General features: G+C 32.2%; 24 protein-coding genes. 1 reads left to right on the top strand and 23 read right to left on the bottom strand.

Annotated elements, in window-relative coordinates; genetic code table 11:
• Nucleotides 1-45 precede the first annotated feature (45 nt).
• From ACB089_RS09030 to ACB089_RS08935, 20 genes are all read right to left on the bottom strand, one after another.
• Complete coding sequence (locus ACB089_RS09030; RefSeq protein ID WP_374966124.1) at nucleotides 46-738, bottom strand: endonuclease V; 693 nt, start codon at nucleotides 736-738, stop codon at nucleotides 46-48.
• A 144-nt stretch (nucleotides 739-882) separates the two neighbouring features.
• Nucleotides 883-3,216, bottom strand: a complete 2,334-nt coding sequence (locus ACB089_RS09025; protein WP_374966123.1) for an ATP-binding protein — start codon at nucleotides 3,214-3,216, stop codon at nucleotides 883-885.
• Complete coding sequence (gene comX, locus ACB089_RS09020) at nucleotides 3,204-3,365, bottom strand: competence pheromone ComX (protein WP_374966122.1); 162 nt, start codon at nucleotides 3,363-3,365, stop codon at nucleotides 3,204-3,206. Before comX ends, ACB089_RS09025 begins: the two co-directional genes overlap by 13 nt.
• A 329-nt stretch (nucleotides 3,366-3,694) precedes the next feature.
• Nucleotides 3,695-4,345: an SMI1/KNR4 family protein gene (locus ACB089_RS09015; protein WP_374966121.1), complete on the bottom strand. Its 651-nt coding sequence runs from the start codon at nucleotides 4,343-4,345 to the stop codon at nucleotides 3,695-3,697.
• Between the two features lie 55 nt (nucleotides 4,346-4,400).
• Nucleotides 4,401-4,949: an RNA 2'-phosphotransferase gene (locus tag ACB089_RS09010; RefSeq protein WP_374966120.1), complete on the bottom strand. Its 549-nt coding sequence runs from the start codon at nucleotides 4,947-4,949 to the stop codon at nucleotides 4,401-4,403.
• Between the two features lie 148 nt (nucleotides 4,950-5,097).
• Nucleotides 5,098-5,478, bottom strand: coding sequence for a hypothetical protein (locus ACB089_RS09005; protein ID WP_374966119.1), 381 nt, complete (start codon nucleotides 5,476-5,478; stop codon nucleotides 5,098-5,100).
• Nucleotides 5,479-5,596: 118 nt separating this feature from the next.
• On the bottom strand, nucleotides 5,597-6,166 hold the full coding sequence (locus ACB089_RS09000; RefSeq protein ID WP_068984804.1) for a suppressor of fused domain protein: 570 nt from the start codon (nucleotides 6,164-6,166) through the stop codon (nucleotides 5,597-5,599).
• A 38-nt stretch (nucleotides 6,167-6,204) separates the two neighbouring features.
• On the bottom strand, nucleotides 6,205-6,585 hold the full coding sequence (locus tag ACB089_RS08995; RefSeq protein ID WP_374966118.1) for a hypothetical protein: 381 nt from the start codon (nucleotides 6,583-6,585) through the stop codon (nucleotides 6,205-6,207).
• Between the two features lie 204 nt (nucleotides 6,586-6,789).
• Nucleotides 6,790-7,260: an SMI1/KNR4 family protein gene (locus tag ACB089_RS08990; protein WP_374966117.1), complete on the bottom strand. Its 471-nt coding sequence runs from the start codon at nucleotides 7,258-7,260 to the stop codon at nucleotides 6,790-6,792.
• A gap of 259 nt (nucleotides 7,261-7,519) precedes the next feature.
• Nucleotides 7,520-8,644 carry an IS4 family transposase gene (locus tag ACB089_RS08985; protein WP_374963085.1) on the bottom strand — a complete coding sequence of 375 codons (1,125 nt, stop codon included), beginning with the start codon at nucleotides 8,642-8,644 and terminating at the stop codon, nucleotides 7,520-7,522.
• 296 nt (nucleotides 8,645-8,940) lie between these two features.
• A complete protein-coding gene (locus ACB089_RS08980; protein WP_374967532.1) occupies nucleotides 8,941-9,651 on the bottom strand; it encodes an Imm3 family immunity protein in 711 nt (236 codons plus the stop codon).
• A gap of 222 nt (nucleotides 9,652-9,873) precedes the next feature.
• Nucleotides 9,874-10,320: an SUKH-3 domain-containing protein gene (locus tag ACB089_RS08975; protein ID WP_374966116.1), complete on the bottom strand. Its 447-nt coding sequence runs from the start codon at nucleotides 10,318-10,320 to the stop codon at nucleotides 9,874-9,876.
• 9 nt (nucleotides 10,321-10,329) lie between these two features.
• The gene (locus tag ACB089_RS08970) at nucleotides 10,330-10,761 is read right to left on the bottom strand and encodes a hypothetical protein (protein ID WP_374966115.1); all 432 of its coding nucleotides are present in this window, start codon (nucleotides 10,759-10,761) and stop codon (nucleotides 10,330-10,332) included.
• 1 nt (nucleotide 10,762) lies between these two features.
• Nucleotides 10,763-11,194, bottom strand: a complete 432-nt coding sequence (locus ACB089_RS08965) for a hypothetical protein (RefSeq protein WP_374966114.1) — start codon at nucleotides 11,192-11,194, stop codon at nucleotides 10,763-10,765.
• A 36-nt stretch (nucleotides 11,195-11,230) separates the two neighbouring features.
• A complete protein-coding gene (locus ACB089_RS08960; RefSeq protein ID WP_374966113.1) occupies nucleotides 11,231-11,680 on the bottom strand; it encodes an SUKH-3 domain-containing protein in 450 nt (149 codons plus the stop codon).
• Nucleotides 11,681-11,950: 270 nt separating this feature from the next.
• Nucleotides 11,951-12,385, bottom strand: a complete 435-nt coding sequence (locus tag ACB089_RS08955; RefSeq protein WP_374966112.1) for an SMI1/KNR4 family protein — start codon at nucleotides 12,383-12,385, stop codon at nucleotides 11,951-11,953.
• 143 nt (nucleotides 12,386-12,528) lie between these two features.
• Complete coding sequence (locus ACB089_RS08950; RefSeq protein ID WP_374966111.1) at nucleotides 12,529-13,179, bottom strand: suppressor of fused domain protein; 651 nt, start codon at nucleotides 13,177-13,179, stop codon at nucleotides 12,529-12,531.
• A gap of 43 nt (nucleotides 13,180-13,222) precedes the next feature.
• Complete coding sequence (locus tag ACB089_RS08945; protein ID WP_374966110.1) at nucleotides 13,223-13,708, bottom strand: hypothetical protein; 486 nt, start codon at nucleotides 13,706-13,708, stop codon at nucleotides 13,223-13,225.
• Nucleotides 13,709-13,887: 179 nt separating this feature from the next.
• Nucleotides 13,888-14,331, bottom strand: coding sequence for an SUKH-3 domain-containing protein (locus ACB089_RS08940; RefSeq protein ID WP_374966109.1), 444 nt, complete (start codon nucleotides 14,329-14,331; stop codon nucleotides 13,888-13,890).
• A 128-nt stretch (nucleotides 14,332-14,459) separates the two neighbouring features.
• On the bottom strand, nucleotides 14,460-14,906 hold the full coding sequence (locus ACB089_RS08935) for an SUKH-3 domain-containing protein (protein ID WP_374966108.1): 447 nt from the start codon (nucleotides 14,904-14,906) through the stop codon (nucleotides 14,460-14,462).
• A gap of 828 nt (nucleotides 14,907-15,734) precedes the next feature.
• Here ACB089_RS08935 and ACB089_RS08930 point away from each other — a divergent pair.
• Nucleotides 15,735-17,003, top strand: a complete 1,269-nt coding sequence (locus ACB089_RS08930; RefSeq protein ID WP_374966107.1) for a DUF418 domain-containing protein — start codon at nucleotides 15,735-15,737, stop codon at nucleotides 17,001-17,003.
• A gap of 88 nt (nucleotides 17,004-17,091) precedes the next feature.
• On the opposite strand, the gene ACB089_RS08925 is transcribed toward ACB089_RS08930, so the two are convergent.
• The 3 genes from ACB089_RS08925 to ACB089_RS08915 all read right to left on the bottom strand — a co-directional run bounded on the left by ACB089_RS08925 (nucleotide 17,092) and on the right by ACB089_RS08915 (nucleotide 19,127).
• Nucleotides 17,092-17,505, bottom strand: a complete 414-nt coding sequence (locus tag ACB089_RS08925) for a hypothetical protein (protein ID WP_374966106.1) — start codon at nucleotides 17,503-17,505, stop codon at nucleotides 17,092-17,094.
• Between the two features lie 100 nt (nucleotides 17,506-17,605).
• Entirely contained in the window at nucleotides 17,606-18,319 is a 714-nt protein-coding gene (locus ACB089_RS08920) for a pentapeptide repeat-containing protein (protein WP_374966105.1), read from the bottom strand.
• A gap of 28 nt (nucleotides 18,320-18,347) precedes the next feature.
• Nucleotides 18,348-19,127, bottom strand: a complete 780-nt coding sequence (locus tag ACB089_RS08915) for a hypothetical protein (protein WP_374966104.1) — start codon at nucleotides 19,125-19,127, stop codon at nucleotides 18,348-18,350.
• Between the last annotated feature and the right edge of the window lie 49 nt (nucleotides 19,128-19,176).

Raw genomic sequence — 19,176 nt, 5'->3', positions numbered from 1 at the left:
GTCATTTATAACCTCCACGCTACACTTAGATATACTGACATTTTTTCACACATCATCTTGATGCAATTTCCTTGCCTGATGAGTTGCCAAGTCCGCATATCTTGTAGGGATTGGTAATCGGCTATCCTTTTCAATAAAATGCATCGTGATTTTAGTTGCTGTATCTAAATCAATGTCGTTTCCACATGAAACAAAAATTGGTTTAACATCCTTTCTACTCCTCAGAGCACGACCATATACTTCCCCTTCAATGACAATATCAGTAAACGCTCCTGATTTATTTTCCGGCATGATAAAATCCGTATTTTCAATTTTATAATACGTTTTCGCTACACCAATTGTCGGTTTTTCTAAGTAGAATGAAGCATGTGTTGCAACGCCCATATTGCGCTTATGTAAATAACCATTTCCATCAAACATATAAAGGTTTGGATTCGTTTTCAACTTTTTAACAGCTTCTAAAATAAGAGGCAATTCACGAAAAGCTAAAAACCCGGAAATATAAGGAGTTGTAATTTCATCCATGTAATCAACTTGTTCCACTAATTTTTTTGAACAAAAATCAAAAACTTGAATGCAACAAACTCCATATTCTTTATTATTTTCACCCCAATAGGCAATATCCACTCCTGCAACAAGTTTAATTTGATCTTCAGAAAAATTGTTTTGTAGAGATATACGCTTTCTTAATTCATTTTGTTGAGATGTATAGTTTAGGATCATTTTTTCTATTTCCATGAAGATGATCATCTCCCTTCTATATAACTATACACAAATAATGGTATTTGTCATAAAAAAACCAAAGCAAAACCTCCTAATCCATATTAGTATTGTGAAATCTGCACAATACGAAAGGTTAGGAGGTGTGAAATTATTTATCTATTAGCCTCTACTATGAATTGGCCTTCTATTATAGGTGTCTTGGCCAAAGTAATGGGTATGATTTCCTTCATCTACTTTAATTCGAATGGACATGCCTTCTCCTACATTGGTGTTAATAGAAAACTGACCATTAAAGGCGTGTACCCGCTCCTGCATACCCCTTATCCCCATTGAATCAGCTAGAATGATATCATCCTTTTTACATCCTACACCATCATCAGAATAATTGATTTCAAAACCATTTTCTGTTTCTAATAGGTGAATTTCAACAGTATTGGCATAAGAATGCTTCAAGGCATTGTTCAATAACTCTTGGAATAGCCGATAAATCATCAAGTTTAAACGCTCATCCTCTAAGTAAAGACGATCGATTGTGTAAATTAAAACAAAATCCGCACGCTTATGTATTTTTTGAATAAGCTTCTCAAGCGCAGCATTTAATCCCAATGTATCTAGTAAAGGTGGCTTCAAATTTTCACAGTAGCCTCTTAAATCATTCACCGATGTAATCATATGATTATGAATCTTAGTAAGGTTCGATTGAATATCCGCCTTTTTCTTTGCATGTATACATACATCCATTTCTCTAGCAATATGGAGTTGCTCTTGTAAAATCGTATCATGAAGTTCTTGAGCTAACTGGTATTTTTCTTCTTCAAATCGTAACCAAAGTAACTTATTTAGCCAAGGTAGCTGGCTTTTATCAGCTTCCTTCATATGCTTTAACTGTTCGAGAAGCTCCTCCACCATTTTTGTATTTTCAATAAAATTATTTAAATATAAAAGTAATAATTCAAGCCATAATAATTCCTCATCCTTTAGATAAATGGATTTATGATGGTCTACAACTAGTATTCTTTTATAATTAACGTCTTGGTGGATAAAGGCAATATAAAAATGATCCGTTTTCTTGATATCTCCCAAACGGAGTTTCTCAAGGAAGTCTTCGTCAATTTGATTTTGTGTATTTTCTTTTGATTTGCCAGTTGAAATAACTTGATGTGTTTGCAAATCATAGGTTAATACGTAAACATTATTCATTTCAAGATGTAAAGCAACTTCCTGAACAAATTTCTCAAGTAAGTCCTCAATTTTTACGACCCTTCCGATACTTTCAACTGTCTTATACAAGCGATGGATATAATCTCCTTTTGTTGAAAAAAGAATTTTTCGCTTTCGATAATCTACTTTCTCTTTAATATAGAAAAGTGCTATTAATGATAAGAAGGCAAAAAAGAATATTTCCGTCATTTTTGAAATAGATAAATCAGTAATCGAATAAAGGCCCATTAATAGCCAAATCGTAAAAGCAAATGAAAAATTAATATAATGGCGCAAACGCGTAATAAAATATTCCATATCAAATATACGTTCAGTGAGCTGCGTAAATATAAAACTATAAGGTATAAGCATTAAGAATAAGGAGCATACATCTGCTGAAACTATTTCTTTTTGGAAGAATATAAAAGGCAACGCATACAGAAATAGAAATGGTAGAAAAGGAATAATGATACTTGATAATAATACTTTTAATTGCGGTGTTTTGTATTTGAAATAACAAATTATTAATGTGCCAATAATTAAAATAAGCAATACAAAAAATAACCATAAAATTGTATTAGAGATTATTGGTCTTGCAAATGGATAAATAATACTAAAAATACTAAGAATGACCGCAATCAATGGTATTGTATAAAACACTTGAATTTTTTTAAATAAAGCCCACTCTATTTCTAAAAAATTAAAATAATTTCTTAAAAAGTGTATTAAAAACACCAAACATAATAGCAAGCTACCACTATTAACAATTATTCCGATGTTATTTAATTTGCTAGATGCTCCGATGCTAACATATGCCAATGAAACAGTGAGTATAAACATATTAAGCAAGTTCAATAGCACATCTTTTTTTTGTTTGTAATATAAATAAATCGAGATAATTAGAGTTAGGAAATAATAACAAGCAGGGACTATTAACAAATAATATAATTGTTGTGGAATGTCTAAATGATTTATTTGTATTTCAATCGTTCTTCCATCAGCTTTTAGAATCGTTAAAACCTTAGCAGATAGTATAACTGAGTCGTACATTATACTAGGTAAATCATTAATTTGAGTATGATCTACTTCTAAAACAATATCTCCAGCTACTATGTCTTGTTTATTTGCCCACTCTTTATAATAAGGATCTATAATAAGCCATTGCCCATTTTCATCATCTATTTCAATACTTAAAAAAGGCGCGCTATAAGTGACATAGAGCAAATATAACCCTAATAAAAGATAGACACTTATAGCAAGCCAGTAATACTTAAAATTTTTTAACTTTGCCAAATTCGACTTTTCATGCATAAATCTTCATCGAAAGATTCTATAATTGCCTTTTGTTCAAGCTCTGAAACACCAACTAGAGAAGCCTTTTTTTCTTTTAACAATGTTACCAACGACGGATTTTGTTCTAAAAATTGAATCATGTTCATCATTAAAATCTCCTCATTTCATTAGTTATTTTCTTGCGTTTGTTGTAGCCACATATTTCCTAAAGTTTATTTACCAATTATTTACCAAGGAATAAATAACCAAATATGTTGCTACAACTTCATTATACAACCTTATTTTATACATTCAACAATTTTCTCTATAAAATACTAAAAAATAATAGATAATGTAGTATTTTTGCTCAATATATATTTTTCGATTTTAAACTGTCAGATTATTATCACAAATCACTATTTACGCCATCATTACAAAATAAAAAGCTTATTCCTTCTCACCTTTTTGGTTGGAATAAGCCTAAGTAATATATAATTTTTTACTCTTTTTTACTTAAAGGAACTACTTTTAGTGTTTGTCCAATTGCCCCCAATGATTCAATAAGCTTTATAGCCTGATCGTAAGAATAGTCCTTAACAAGTTCACAAGGAAGATTTTTAGAACACTTTAGTAAATCAAAAGCAGCGATCTTTATGTGCAGAACATTTTTTATTTCAACTAAATCTTTTAATCCCCCATTTGGTGAAGCTGTTAACACAATATTACAAGTAACAATAGGTTCACCTAACTCTTCTTCCTCTGACTTACTAAAACAACCACTATCAATCCAACTGTTAAAATCTACGGCAATGATAGATGCATTTTGTGGATTCATATCTCCGCAACCCACTGCGAAAACCGTACCTGCTATATCGAGTCCCATTAAAAAGACAGTACCGCCTCCATCATCACCGATTGCAACATAGCCCTTTGCATATTCATTTACTTCCCAAGTTTCGTTTCGCTCGATTATTTCTTCTGTCCCGTAAATCAACACACCACCTGCAGTAGAGAGACCATTAGTGTATTTGAGGAAAGTTCTATATTCAGCGGGTAGCTTAAGGTTCATCATGTCTTCAATGGCAAGTATTTCTTTTTCGCTTGCTGGTCCATATTTAGTTAAGTCTATAATATTATTTAATTCAAACATTTTTCACCATCCTGTGTATGTACCAAACGAACATATTATCATCCCAAAAATTAATTTATTGATTAATATTTTCAATATACTTAGCATCAATCGAATCCACTAGCCAAACATTATCGTTTCCATAGTAAAATTTAACACCCTGGTCGTAGGCTTCTTTTGCTTTGATCTTCAATATTCGCGGGTCATGATCTCTTCTTTTTCCAACGAGAATAGCTGTCTCCATATCGACTGATAAATGTACATATTGTCGTGCTTGTGGAAGTAGTCCCTCTATCTTGATTTTCTCCAAAAATCTCTTAGCCGTACCATGATACAATACATTTGGTGGTACTCTTTCTTCTTTTACTATCTTAAGGATACTATTTGAATGTCCATATAACGCTCTAATTTTATTGCCGTGTATTTCATGACGCTTCTTCTCTGCCATACTGACCATGTCAATAAAATCATTAACCTCTAACTTGCTCCACTTCGAAGTGGCTAAAAAAGCGTCTCTTAATTGTTCAAGAGAAACCCAGCCTTCATCATCTATTTCTAATTCATATTCCCATGGCGCGTGTCGCAGGGCATATGAAACTTCCTTGCTTAACTCTTCATAAGCCATAATTATTACCTCTCCCTTGTCAATTTAAGACGTTTCAATTCCGGAACTATTCTTTTGTAACCAATGTCTTACCTCTTCGCCTACTAGAATTATTGGATGTTCATGTGTGCCTACATTGATTCTTGGAAAAGTTGGAAAAGCCTTTTCACTAATCAAGACAATCTAGAACTGTTAAGTCCTGCTTCGCTAAATCAAGAGCAACCGATAATTTAATTTGATTTAACTTACTAAGCCCTTGTAAATACTGACGAAGAGTAATATTCTCGACTGTCGCTTCTGTTTTACAATTATTCCGATCTAATTCAATCTCTGCAATAATGCTATCGTTTATTAAAACCTTATAAATGTCCTCGCCTTGTTCAGGTATCCAATGAAGAATGTATGCTGTTTTCATTTCGGGGTATGCATGTTGTATCACTTCAAGAAGCCTTCCATTTTCATCTTTTTTCAAAAGTGACTGATTAGATTTAATAAGAAGTTCTCTTATTTCTTGTTCAGTTTTACTTCCAATAAGTTTTAAATTCTGCAATCCTATTCCTCCAATCCAATACTGAATGAAAGAAAGTATGTTTTTAATTTTTATCCATGTCTAATTCATGATTAATTACATAATACTCAAGTCTATCACTCTATTAAGCGGGCAAACTTCAAACCACTGATGATCTGCTAACGTTAAATGGATCAACGTTCTCTTCTTCTAACAAATCCTCAAATTTCTCTGCCCCATATGTTGCAAAATAATCATATTCGGACTGTGAAATGAAAAATGCTAATAGTAATTTTCCATCTTTTTCGTTAGAGTCTGTACAGGCAATACTATATTCTTCCGGAAATGCATATAACTCAGTAAAATAGACAGCGCTTTTATTATATTTTTGAACAAAAGCAGCATCAATGTTCTCTACACCACTTATCGCTAAGCCTCTCCCAATATGCATTTGATTATGGATACAGTAAAATAACGTATTTGCGAGAATGTAGCCTGAGCTATTAAATGCTCCATCCACTACCATGGAAATCTCAATATAATCGCCCATTATTTCTGTATATTTACTCAAACCAAGTGTGGTATAAACCAAGCATTCTTCAAAAACATTGTCATACTTCAAAATTTGGATACTAGGCATTTCTTCACTATATTTATACACCTCTCGATCGATTGGCTCCCCTAAAAATTTAGTGTAATGATCGAAGTAAAGTGCTCCATAGTTAATCATCTAATTTCTCCTCGAGTTCCTTCTATAATTATTTCTACTTAAATTTCAACTAAAGACAGCACTTCAAAACTAGCACAGTAAAATTTAATAATCCCGTTTTCATAATCTTCTACTAAATATTTATTACTTGATTCAAAACCATTATTACTTAAATTATTTATTGTAAAGCCCATCAATTGATTGTATCTATTTCCAAATCCTAATAAATCAAGGCAAGAAACATCATTAAATTTCATCTTCAACATATACTTTCTTCTATCCACTTCTACTAAAAAATCTACTTCTAGATAGGAAACTTCATTATAAAATGAATTGTATCCTATAAAATAATGGAAACCTGCAATATACTGAACATTCGTTGAATTGAAATTGGGAATCTCTTTTGGAATTACTGTATCTTCATACCACTCTTTTGTCATTGTATTAATACTCCTTCGGCCATTGTTTATGATTAAAGTTTCCTTATATCTTCAATAACAGCACTTTCATCTGAAATAAAGACCGCATTCCCGATTAGCCCCAGGTTTAAATAACATGGTGGAAACAAAATACCAGACAATTCTGTTCCTTCAGCCTTCAAAACTTCAGTTTTATTATGAAATATATCGACTATCACCGTTATTTCAATTTTTTTCGCGAAAAATATCCCTATCTTTTAAATATCTTCGATGCAAAAATTCAGTAAACGAATCAGTAATTTTATAAAATTCTTTTTTCTTATTTGATTCAGAAAATACGTAAACTGGTGGGTTCTCTCCCTCATTCATTTTAAAAAAGCAAAACATACAGCCCTGACACATCCAAAAAACAAATTCATTTTCAGTAAGCTTTAAAGCTATATTATTTTCTTCTAACAGTTCCGCTCCCCAAGTATTCAATTCTAACAATTCATCAATATAACAGGATTCTCCACGAAAAAAAGTGTTCTCAGTGCCTCTCCCCATTGTTTCCAGAAATTCAATGTAAGCAATCGGTAAATAATGATTACCTATGAATTTCTTAACTTCATGAATTTCTTGCGTTGTACAAGGGTGCATCGGTATATTGTCTTTTTGAAATTGTGTAACTAATTCATTCAAGTATTTCATGGTCATTCATTCTCCTTTATTAGGACACAAAATCTATACAATCAATAATAGTCTCTAAAGTAATTGGATTATACTAATAAAAAATGATGAATCAACAGCCTTTTAATAATAAAATTGTATCACTAATGTCGCATTGATTTTAATTGAATTTTCTGTTTTCTATTTCTTCCGTTTTTAAAGAAAATGAAAGATACTTAAATAGAGATAGTAAACATCCATTTTTTTACTATAACCTTTGACTGGGGCAACTGACAGTTCTAAATCCTTATGGTACCGTAGTTCCTTCGATTTCCCGAAGCCAAATACGTGCGGGCTTCCATAGTGTTGCTTTTAAGTACCTACTAATTTGTAAGTACGTCAGTGAACTGTTTGTGTAAAGCTGTGCTAGCACGTTTAAGCAGTAAACGATCATCGCAATGTACACCTGATTATGCACAGCTAGCTCGCTTTGCCCGTAGAACTTTTTAATGTTCAGATGCTGTTTCATCCACTTGAAAAACAGTTCGATTGCCCAGCGTGACTTATACAGTTCAGCGACTTCATCTGCGCTTAAATCAAAACGATTCGTAATCAGATGTAGCTCTTTACCGTTTGGATCTAGTACTTCGATACGGCGAAATACATTTTCAGCACGATTTTGCGTGTTGCCAATCAGAATCATTTCATCCGATAACACCGATGACTGTTCAGGTACTTTAAATGATTCAATCACACGTGTTACGGCGTTTTTTCGTAAGCGTGAGACAAAGAAAAGTCCGTCATCTGTCATGCGGTCAAAGCGCTCATAATCTAAGTAGCCTCGGTCAAACACGTACATGCACTCCTTGTCATCAACGAGAATTTCAAGCTGACCACGATCATGTTCTTTCGCATTCGTCAGCACCGCTTTATCAGGGTACGAACAACCTTTTTCTAGGTAAACAAGGCGCAAATGTAACTTCACACCTGATTTTGTTTTACGGAATTCAGCCCATCTATGGTTGTTTAAGTTCAATGGCAATGTACTAGAATCAATGATTTTTAGTGGTGTTGTGGTTTTTCGGCGCTGCTCAAAATGCGTTTTCTCATGAATTTGCCCGACTAAGTCTAGAAAAATTTGTTGGAAAAACTCAGTTGGCACTTGGTTTAATCGCCGACCTAACTGCGAAAAGCTGATGGACTCTAAATACGTTGCTTTTTGTAAGTCGTCTGATAACAGCGTGTCACTAATGGCACGTAGACTTTCGGTTTCATTCAGTTGCGCAAACAGTAATAATTTCAAGAATGAAGCGATGTGAAGCTTCTTTGTATAGTAATTTAATTGATGAATTTCAACTAATTTCTCCATTTGTGTAGAAGAAATAGGTGAAAACCATTGTTCAAATGAAGTTTTTCGTGTAAACTTATCCATGCTTATGTCCTTTATTTTGGATTTGGATGGTTTACTACCACCCAACCATTATAAAGGCTTTTTTTATGCACGGATAATATTGCGGAAAATTCAGTTTTTTAAAATCCGTTGAATTATTTTAATGCGACGCTAGTGAAATTGTATAAACCTTTCCTTTTGAGGGGTATATTCATCATCAAGCAATTCAACTTGTAGTAATTTTGTTTTATGCTCCAACTTGGCAATGAATAGTTCATAGAAGTCACCAGTAGTTGGATAAGAATATATCCCATATCCTTTAGAAAAGAGGACTTCAGTTAGTGATATTGCTCATACTCCTTAATTTTTAGTAACACTTTGCTAATTCGAACTGCTAATTTTTCTTGTTCATCTTTTGTTAATTGTTCATCACTAACATCCTTTATGCTGAACACTTGCAGCTCATATTTAACATCTTGAAAACCTTTCACTCCTGTTAATCCCTGATTCAATAAGTTTTCAGCAAGTGTAGTATAAACAATGAATTTTTCACTTTGTGTATTCCTACAATCTCTATCAAATCGTTGCAATACAGTAGAAACCAACGAATCTACATTTTTATTTTCTAACTCAAAATTGTTTATAAATTTGTGGACTTCATCTATTAATTCATCATAATACCAACAAACTCTTGAATAATAATCTAGCGGCATTTTTTTCAGCTCTTGTAAAACACGTTTTTGTCTAGAAAACAATTCATTAAATTGTTCCAACGTTAATTTATTTTCTTGTTTAATTACTGTAAAATCCAATTCCGTTAGTGCTTGTTCAATATAATTCTTAAAAGTAAAAAGAACTTTTAGATGAGTAATTATTATTTCTGAAAATACTACAAAAACCATGGCTTTATCTGTTTCACTTTTTTTCGCCAACATATCATAATCATAAAAAGTTCTTGCTATTGCCTCTCCTCTACTCATTTTTTCTTCTTCTACTAATTCATCATAATCTTCGTATATATAATTTTTATATTCTTCGTAACTAAACACCAAATCTAACTCCTCCTACCTCTTTACAAAGCCAGACAATAATTAGATTATAACTTCCAAATAAGTTTTTTTCAGTAAATAAATGATACATAGTCTGTTCCACCGTAATCTTTTAATCCTTCAATCTATTAATACAAAAAAGCACTTGATGCCTAAAATCAAGTACTTAAACTTCAACAATATTTCATAAGCCTATGTTCTCTTCCATTACCAACACCTATTTTAATTGATTTCTTCCGGTATTTTAAATAAACAAAGCGTATCTAATGCTTCAAAAATGTTGTCGCCGAATTTATATAATGCACTTGCATTTTTGCCAAATACCTTACCCGATTGAGCGATCAACATAATTAAATAACCACGATATGCTTCACCAACTATAATAAGAGGCTCATTTATCCGCGCCTCAAATTCCTCAAAGTCTTCTTTTTCATAATAATCCCCTACTGTTTCTTCAGGGCAAAAATGAAATGTTTCTATACTTCCGTCAGGGTGCTTAAATTTATATGTCATCCCACCAAAAACGGTTAATACATCAATCACACAATCATACACTTGATATCCCATCGCTTCCAAAAACATTACGGTTTTTGTTACGTCCATCTTATTATTTGGATCCCAGCCTGCCTGTAGTAGTATATCTCTCGTTTTTACCGACAATTTCTCCATAAGCACTCGTTACCAATACCCTCTCTCAAAATCATCATTATCTATTTCTTTAACAAATACCGATATCCACAATACTGTATGCTCAACTGGATCAGTTTCGATATATATACCCTTTGAACTAACGTAGACTTCTTCAAAATCATCATATTCAAAGCTCGGCTCAACTTGGAGTACCTCATCAATATGCATCCCAATATGTATCTTGTTAGATAATAACCCTTTGTAATCTTTCAATGCCGTTATCTTAAAAAGCTTCCCGTTCATCAAATTAAACCACAAGTCTACAGATTCTTTAATTTCATATCTTATAAAAAACGTTGTAAACAACCTTGACTTCTCATCCATATTAGCAATTAAATCGTAGAACTGGCTTATATGACTATAAAGCTTAACCCCTCCAAGTCCTTCCCAAGGAACAATTGGTGAATTGTTATCAATCACTCTACTCACTTCCTTTACGAATATAGTTCCAAGCCGTCTTGAGATCTTTAAATATCCATCCAATTTTATCGATTGATTCTTTACTATCAATTCCTAATAATAATGTTCTAACCGCTTCCTCACAGCCCAATCCGACAATAACAGCTAATGGTAATGTGTCATCTGTACTAATATTAAAAGCATATTCTAGCATATCTCCCCATTCGTAATGTAAATCTTGTAGATCAATAATAATGGCACCAGGATCCCATGCTTCTATTGCTGCCTTCCCCATAGCATTCATATAAATAGCATCAGTATTTCCAGCAGATCCGAACCCGTATTTACCAGAATACTTTATAACTAATATTTCGTTTTCTTCTGAAGCCCCAAAATAATAGTCAACTTTTATATCACTTAATTGAGAGAGTTCGACTTTTTTTAGATTTTTCATATTAACTCCTTTCTATTAAAATTAATTACATAGGAGCTATTCTATTTCTTCTCCTGGCAGGGCTTGGCACAATAGTTCTAATGCATCGAAAATGTTATCGCCCAATTTCACTAAGAAATAACCCATTTCTCCAAATACTTTCCCCGACCTAGACATAAACATCATCATATAATCGTTTCTTGCTTCGCCGATTGCGATTATTGGTTCATTTAATCTCCTTTCAATTTCTTCAAAATCCTCTTTTTCAAAGTAATCACCATAAGCCTCTTCTGTAATTATATGAAATGAATCTCTATCTCCATTAGGACGTTGGAAATTACATTTTAATCCATCAAATTCACTTAACATTTTAAGAACACAGTGAAATGGTTGGTAACCTTTTGACTCTAAAAAATCTACTGTTTTCTTAATATCAACCACTCTTTCAGGAAACCATCCCGAATTGGTTAAGATTTGTGTTGTAGTTTCAGAAAAGTTATTATGCAATTAAACATCCACCTTATTTATTTTTAACTCGTATAATTCTAGTCTTGATTTTAATGAGACTACATCCTCTTAAAAGTGAGTACGATGCTAAATTAGTTTTGACTTCTTGCATTTTTGAGAAAGTTTGTTGATTTCATCAGTCTTTCAACTATTTATAAAATATCAATTTTTTCTATTTCTAAGTGAGATGATTGTCTCTTTTATGTCATACAAATAATTCTTAGCAAAAGAAAAAAAACTCAATGAAACTTTTATCGAGGCTATCAATATTCATCCATTTAAAAACTGAGGCAAGTTGTTTATCCATTCTTCAAAGCTTGTATTATATTCTTCAATTATAAAATCTTCACTAGAATAGTAATATACAGGTGATATAGAGCCATATTTTGCATTTATACAAAAATAATCACCGTTACCAATCTCGAAGAATGGAATCATATTTGCAATCCAATTGCCATTATTAACCTCATAATCATACACAAACGTAATTAAATCATTCCCATTATTTTTTCCGGTTGATACGTTTAAAATGCCTGGTAATACATATTTAGAAATTAAGATAAAAAGATATGTAAATTCATCCCCAAATTTGCAATTAAATTTTCTTTCTGCTTTTTCCCAATCATTCATAGAAGGTTGATCTAAATCATCCCATTCTGTTTCCAACACTTGAGATAAAACGGCTTCCACTTCATCGTATGTCATATTACATTACCTCTCTTATTTTTATTAGAAAGTTTTGGTTATGCAATAGCTTAATGATAAGTTCACTAGTATTTCATCTCTATCTCCAATAAATATCGCCATCGAGATACACTGTCTTCCAGCTGCTCAATTTGTTAGATTTTCTATCCATTTAAACTTTTACAAGTATTTGTTCTATTAATATCAATAATATCGTTCACATTATATTGATCAAACTTTTCAAGAAGTGCTCTAAATCCATGCATCAAATGATAGTCCATTTCTTCTTTATAAATTGGCATTACCGCTAGAAAGCGAACTGATGTGTCTTTACTGATTTTTAATTCGACAAAACTTTCATCTTCTCGTATAGGTGGTAATAATAACATACAACAAAAGTTAGTATTGTCAGCTATTAACTCCGGTGGGTCTCCGTTCGGGATTGTATCACCATAACAAAACCAAGTATCCATCTCATGTGGGAATTTCCCTAATTTTCTAAGCCATCCGAAAGGCCAATATTCATTAAACTCATGTATATTTTCTTTCATAATAGGCCAAGTTTTCGGAAGATACATTATTAGTTCAGTATATCTCCATTCATTTTCATCTAAAGGAACTTTTGCGGAAATCGAACTCATTCCATGCGTAATAATAGTATGAAAACTTCTTTCTTCATTCGCTTTAAAAGTTATTAAGTTAATATTAATATCTGCTAAAGTTTCAAGATTAATATGACTCGGTTCCCCTAGATATTTTCGAATATGTTGGTAGAATTCACTGTTTCCAATCAATTCATTCATTTCTTTTTTCATAGTAACTCCTTTACCTAGATGGATTATTTTATTATGAATGACTTTAGAAAATAAGTATTGTACCCTCTGGCCATTTCCCTTTCCAGCCGCATGGGATATGTCCGCTTTCATATATTTTTAACAGCTCTGTGTAAAAACCAAACCCAGTGTATGAGCAATAAGAATATTCCATCATAGACGTAAGTAAATCCCATTCAATACTTTCAAATACATTTTCGTCAATTCCTTTGTCATTTAGATATTGGGCTATTTTATGTAATACATCTTCATTAAGAAAAGATTTAGCTTCAGAAGTTATATTATTCCATTCTCTATATTGATCGCGCCAATTTTCGTGAAGAGATGATGTTAATTCATTTCTAATACCTAACTTAAAATTGTCCCAATGATTATTACATTTTTTTGATACTTCACTCCAATTTTTCACAAACCCATAATTCAGATTAGTATTAACAATTGATATCTCACCACATTTTGAAAACCAATCAATTTTAACTATACGTTCTTGAATGTCATGTAAAGACTCCATTAGATCCCCCTAAATTTTTGTTTATATGCTTTATTTTATAAAAATCATTATCTTTTGATTTTTATCCTCAATTCTGACGATATAAGTAAGTGCAAATTTTATGTACTTTGTTTCACCAATTATTCAAATTGCAACATCCTGATACCCTACTAGAACGCTACGATTAATTCATGTCCCCTCTATCCCTCTTCAACAAGAATAACTTCCAATTCTGCTCCACTCACTATATTATATAGTGCATGATAAAAATCATCTCCTAAACAGATAAGAAAATCATCATAGCCTCCATAAAATTTACCTGATGTAGAAATATACCAAGTCATCTCCATTTTTGGAATATCTCCGATGATAACAAATGACTCTCCACAATATCGTTCATAGTTTTCAGATACTTCCCGAAATATCGAACTTACTGCATCAATTGGGTTAATAGTAAGCGCAACATAGCTATCCGATCTTTCAAATTGAATTACCAAATCACCATATTCCTCCAGAAAATCAAATGCTCTTTTAAAGACAATATATTCTTCATTAATTAAAGCAGATACATATTTACTTATATCAACTTTACGCCCCTTAAACCAACCTGCTTTCTGAAGTAAAACCAGAACCTTTTCTTCCAAAATTCCACGTCCTTTGATTAAGGCCTTAGCCCTTATCATAAAGAAACTTCTTAACTTTAGAGTTTAATCACCAAAAATTAAAATGAATTACCTTCATAAACGGAAGAGAAAACTAGTTGTTTATGTATCTATTCTATTTCCTCTCCTTGTTTAAACAAACAAAGATTCTCCAATGCCTCATAAATATTATCCCCGAATTTTTCTAAATAATAGCCAGTTTCCCCATATATTTTACCGGTTTCAGATAAAAACATTATCATATTTCCACGACAAGCTTCACCAATGGGAATTAAAGGCTCATTCACCCTCCTTTCGATCTCTTCAAAATCTTCTTTCTCATAGTAATCTCCTAAAGCCATTTTAGGTATCATATGAAAAGACTCTATTCTACCATTTGAATGATCGAATTTATATTCAATTTCACTAAATTCACTAAGTATCTTTATTAAATGCGGAAATAAAGTGTATCTTTTTGATAGTAAAAAATCGATAGTTTCTTGTATATCAATATTCCTTCCTGGATACCAACCAGACTGTTTTAATATTTTAATTGTTTCTTCAGATAATGGTTTCATAAATAGTTTCCTCTTAAAATCATTAATAAAATCTGTCCTACATCAGAAGCTGGGGTAAAGCACAATAAAGTTTACCTAAACGTTCTGCAGACTAACGCCAAATCCTCCTCGATTTGTTGGCACAAATAATATGGAGGCTTAGCTAATTTTTATACTGGATTATATTTGCCCTACGTATAGCTTTCTAAATAATTATTCATATCCACTCATTCTTGATCTAAACCGAAATTATTTACTAATAAATCCGTAAGAGAAGGCACGATTAACACTGCCTCAACTATATCCAAATTTCCAAAACCAACCATATAAAGACCAAAGCCTCTTTTACCTTCCAAATAAATCAGAACATTTCCCCCTTATCAATTCAATAATTTTTCTTTACTCAATGTTAGCATCTGTCCTTACTTATAAAACTCTTCTACTGAAATGACTTCCATAGAGGTACAATAAAAATCAATAATTTGTGGTAATATTTGCACAGCAGATAACATGTACACTTAACTTATAACATGTAACTATGTTTCAATGCCTCTGCCTTCAGCTTTTACTATATTTGCTCCCCTTTAAATTAAAAACTGTAAATTATCAATTGCGTTGTTTGTTTGTCTTTACCTCAATCTAAAACACACATTGACCTCTTTTTTCCAATTATACATAAATACATTAAGAAAAATTGATTTTTCCATTGGAAATGTTTTATAAAAATTACGATATCCTAGTTTTCCTTATAAAATCTTGATAATTATCATTTAAAGTTTCATTAGTAAAAGTTTTCAGCAATAACCTATTTGTTGAAAGAACAAAATAACAATCAAAAGGATGATGTATATGAAACAAAAGCTTTCACCTATATCGGCCAAAGAGCGGATAGAAACAATCGATGTATTAAGGGGTTTCGCATTATTTGGAATCATACTAGCAAATATTGTTTGGTTTCTTTATCCTGTCTACATGCAGGAAGATCCAAGTTTTAAAAATGAATGGACTTCTTTTTGGAATCAAGCTGATTACACAGTCAAATCTCTTCTTACTATGTTTGTCGATGGTAAATTTATTATGCTCTTTTCCATGCTGTTCGGTTTTGGAATGGTCATCATGCAGGAAAGAGCAGCCGCAAAGCAATTAAACTTCTGGGGAATTTATTCTCGACGACTTATTGCGTTATTTATTTTCGGTTGTCTCCATGCCTATTTCATCTGGTTTGGTGATATTTTAACAGACTACGCAATTTTAGGATTATTACTCCTTCTCATGCATAAGTTAAAACCTAATGCCATGTTAATCATTAGCATTACTTTATATAGCTTACTTTTTGGAGTTTTTACGCTAGGAGCTCTGTCTTCCAATCCTGCTATGACCATGACTATGTCAGAGGAAAGTCGTCAGCTCATGCAAGTTACAATAAATGCCCATCAAAATGGAAGCATTCAAGAATTAATGGATGCCAACCTTATGGAAAGAACTTTTTATACAATGCGTAATGGATTATATATCCTTTTTTTAGGTAACCCTATTTTTTATTTATTCTCAAATCTTCCGTTCTTACTAATGTTCCTATTCGGGGCAGCCGTTGCGAAGAAAAAATGGATTCAGCGTTTTGAAGACTATCGAAAAGGATTTTTCATTACTTGGTTACTGACATTTATTACTGGTGGCACATTGAGCTGGATACTACCTTTCTTTTTAGAAAATGCATCAGCTGCTCAATTAATTCAACATATGAGCTCGCCACTCCTAACAATCTTTTATGCTATTAGCTTGATCTTCATCTATCAAACGGTTAAAGGGAAGAAAGTTTTACAGTGGTTAGCTTTCCCTGGAAGAATGGCATTCACAAACTATATTGGCCAATCAATCATTTGTACATTTTTATTTGGGCCGTTTGCATTTGGCGTATACGGAAAACTACACTTAACGACAGCCATCATCATTGCCATTGTCATTTTTGTGCTACAAATGATTTTTAGTAAGCTATGGTTATCCAAATTCCGCTTCGGACCATTAGAATATGTTTGGAGATCAATCACTTATTTAGGCATTAAACAACAAGACTTTAGGGAAACAAAAAATGACTTACAAAAGGCAAAATCTTTCTAAATCGATTAAGTGATTCACTGAGTCAAAAAAACCTTGAAGGCAATAATTTTGCCTATCAAGGTTTATCTTTCTACTATAATTCAGAAATTTAATCTTGATTATCTAAATTGGCTACATTTAGGATCTCTCTTATTAAAGCAGTTATAGCAAAACAATTTTCTAAATCATCCTCATCCAATAAAGCCCAATAATAAATACTATTCTTATGAATATTAATATCTTCAAGAAGATGATACCTAATGAAACTAGCCCAACTCTTCTCAACTTTTCCTTCTAATATAGCATCATTGTAAGATGAGATAATAATCATCATTAAAGCAAATTTTTCCTCTTTATTTAATTCTATATTTTTATATACATATAAAAACTCGCCTACTTTTGAGGAATCCGATACCTCATACTCCCAATCTTGTGAAAATTCCTCTGGGGCAGGTAATTTGATTTTCTTTACAAGTCCTTCAATAGCACTTTGGGTAACATATTTCGGATATTTATTATCCATTATTTTATTTCTCCGTCTAATTATTGTGGGTGGGCATTGCTTTACATTCTGGCCATAGTCGTCTGCTTCCGATCAAAATCGTACTCATAGTGTTTTAATATTATAACAATCTTAAAACTTGCTCTTTTACTCCTTCATCAAATTTTGCTTCTTCTACATTTGCGCCAGTCCAAATTACATTCTCCAGTTTTGCACCAGTAAAGTCTGCCCCATTAAAATTACCATTCTTGAGTATAGCCCCAGTTAAATCACTATTTGCAAAATTAGTATTGATAGCCTCTACTTCAGTTAAATTTGCATGTAAAAAAGATACTTCTTCAAAATTGCCATCTGTTAAAGTAGCGTAACTAAAATTTGATTCCGAACAAGTAGCTTGTTTTGCGTTTATTCCACAAAAATTGGCATATAGAAAAGTACTATAATTAAAAGAGGAACCCATAATTTCACCGAATGAAAAATCTACTTCATCTAAGCAAGATTCGATAAAAAAACTTACATTCATTCTGGCATAACGCATATTAGTCTGATAAAAATTAGCACTATTAAAGACACAATCTACACTATTGAAGCTTTCTAAATTACAATTACTAAAGTCTGCTGATTCAAAATTACAATCTAAAAAAGATGCTTCCACCAATGACGTAGCTCTTAGTATGGTATTTTTTGCTTCCATACCATCTGCCATCATTTCTGATAAATCTGAAAAAGATAAATCTGCATAACTTATATTCAAATCTTCAATTATCTCATGATCATTATGTGCTTGACTAATAATTTCCATTATATGTTTTCTATCTACACTATTTTCATTCATGATAACTATCATCACCCATCATCTATTATTAACTATTTAAATATTTTATCCAAGCCTGATTAGGAGTAAATGATACACCCATTCTATCCTCATCGAAACTAGGTATTGCCATGACTTGAGCTGAATCTAAATATCCCATTATATTTACCCAACTATTACGTAAACTTTCAATAGATGCTTCAAATGGTTTTTCTAATAAATCTAAACAAATACCTCCCCAATTTAATTCTCTCACAACACCCGGGCTTTTTAACAAAAAGTCTTTTCCAAACATTTCTAGCACATGACCACTCATATAAGTGCGAGTTCCTATTCCTAAAGGACCGTTTGGAAGAAATTTAACTGGAACAGGAGAAGAACAGCCATTTATCCACATCTGTAGTCGTTCTTGCTCAGTATTCCACGGAAACGATAATGGCCAAAAAATATGTGTAACACCAAAACAAGGTTTTACTATTTCTGCCAATTGATTCGACAACTCAAAAAAAACTGGCCACATTTTAGAAGACATGGATTTATGAAATTCAAATTTTAAAAATGAACGATGGCTCCAATTCACATTAAATCGTCCTGAATACTTTACAGCTTTATCACGATAAAAATAAAGTTCAGATACTCTCTTCTCTAAAATAACTTTTTCAAAGATTTCATCACGATTATACTTTACCTTTACTCGCTCGTCGTTCCCCCAATGTGTAGGGATTAATTTCTCATTTGATTCCAATAAATCCATAATACGCCCTAATGTTTCCTCTGTATTTAAAGATACAGTAGGATACATAATAATAGAAAAAAAGTCAGGCTTCATTCAAAAAACTCCCACCATAATTTTTTTAGCCATTTCAACACTTCACTTT

The organism is Lysinibacillus sp. RS10 (genome assembly GCF_041956855.1).
Lineage (GTDB): Bacteria > Bacillota > Bacilli > Bacillales_A > Planococcaceae > Lysinibacillus > Lysinibacillus xylanilyticus_A.
The sequence above is the reverse complement of the archived record's forward strand: the minus strand, read 5'-3'. Positions and strand labels throughout refer to the sequence as shown.

Excerpts from the sequence above, each read along its gene's own strand:
- ACB089_RS09000 (WP_068984804.1), bottom strand. The coding sequence starts at position 6,166 with ATGATTAACTATGGAGCACTTTACTTCGATCATTACACTAAATTTTTA.
- ACB089_RS08950 (WP_374966111.1), bottom strand. The coding sequence starts at position 13,179 with ATGAAAAAAGAAATGAATGAATTGATTGGAAACAGTGAATTCTACCAA.
- ACB089_RS08945 (WP_374966110.1), bottom strand. The coding sequence starts at position 13,708 with ATGGAGTCTTTACATGACATTCAAGAACGTATAGTTAAAATTGATTGG.
- ACB089_RS09010 (WP_374966120.1), bottom strand. The coding sequence starts at position 4,949 with ATGGCTTATGAAGAGTTAAGCAAGGAAGTTTCATATGCCCTGCGACAC.
- ACB089_RS08915 (WP_374966104.1), bottom strand. The coding sequence starts at position 19,127 with ATGAAGCCTGACTTTTTTTCTATTATTATGTATCCTACTGTATCTTTA.
- ACB089_RS08935 (WP_374966108.1), bottom strand. The coding sequence starts at position 14,906 with ATGAAACCATTATCTGAAGAAACAATTAAAATATTAAAACAGTCTGGT.
- ACB089_RS08955 (WP_374966112.1), bottom strand. The coding sequence starts at position 12,385 with ATGACATACGATGAAGTGGAAGCCGTTTTATCTCAAGTGTTGGAAACA.
- ACB089_RS08990 (WP_374966117.1), bottom strand. The coding sequence starts at position 7,260 with ATGACCATGAAATACTTGAATGAATTAGTTACACAATTTCAAAAAGAC.
- ACB089_RS09015 (WP_374966121.1), bottom strand. The coding sequence starts at position 4,345 with ATGTTTGAATTAAATAATATTATAGACTTAACTAAATATGGACCAGCA.
- ACB089_RS08975 (WP_374966116.1), bottom strand. The coding sequence starts at position 10,320 with ATGGAGAAATTGTCGGTAAAAACGAGAGATATACTACTACAGGCAGGC.
- ACB089_RS08920 (WP_374966105.1), bottom strand. The coding sequence starts at position 18,319 with ATGAATGAAAATAGTGTAGATAGAAAACATATAATGGAAATTATTAGT.
- ACB089_RS08965 (WP_374966114.1), bottom strand. The coding sequence starts at position 11,194 with ATGAAAAATCTAAAAAAAGTCGAACTCTCTCAATTAAGTGATATAAAA.
- ACB089_RS08995 (WP_374966118.1), bottom strand. The coding sequence starts at position 6,585 with ATGACAAAAGAGTGGTATGAAGATACAGTAATTCCAAAAGAGATTCCC.
- ACB089_RS08925 (WP_374966106.1), bottom strand. The coding sequence starts at position 17,505 with ATGGATAATAAATATCCGAAATATGTTACCCAAAGTGCTATTGAAGGA.
- ACB089_RS08930 (WP_374966107.1), top strand. The coding sequence starts at position 15,735 with ATGAAACAAAAGCTTTCACCTATATCGGCCAAAGAGCGGATAGAAACA.
- comX (WP_374966122.1), bottom strand. The coding sequence starts at position 3,365 with ATGATGAACATGATTCAATTTTTAGAACAAAATCCGTCGTTGGTAACA.
- ACB089_RS08985 (WP_374963085.1), bottom strand. The coding sequence starts at position 8,644 with ATGGATAAGTTTACACGAAAAACTTCATTTGAACAATGGTTTTCACCT.
- ACB089_RS09030 (WP_374966124.1), bottom strand. The coding sequence starts at position 738 with ATGGAAATAGAAAAAATGATCCTAAACTATACATCTCAACAAAATGAA.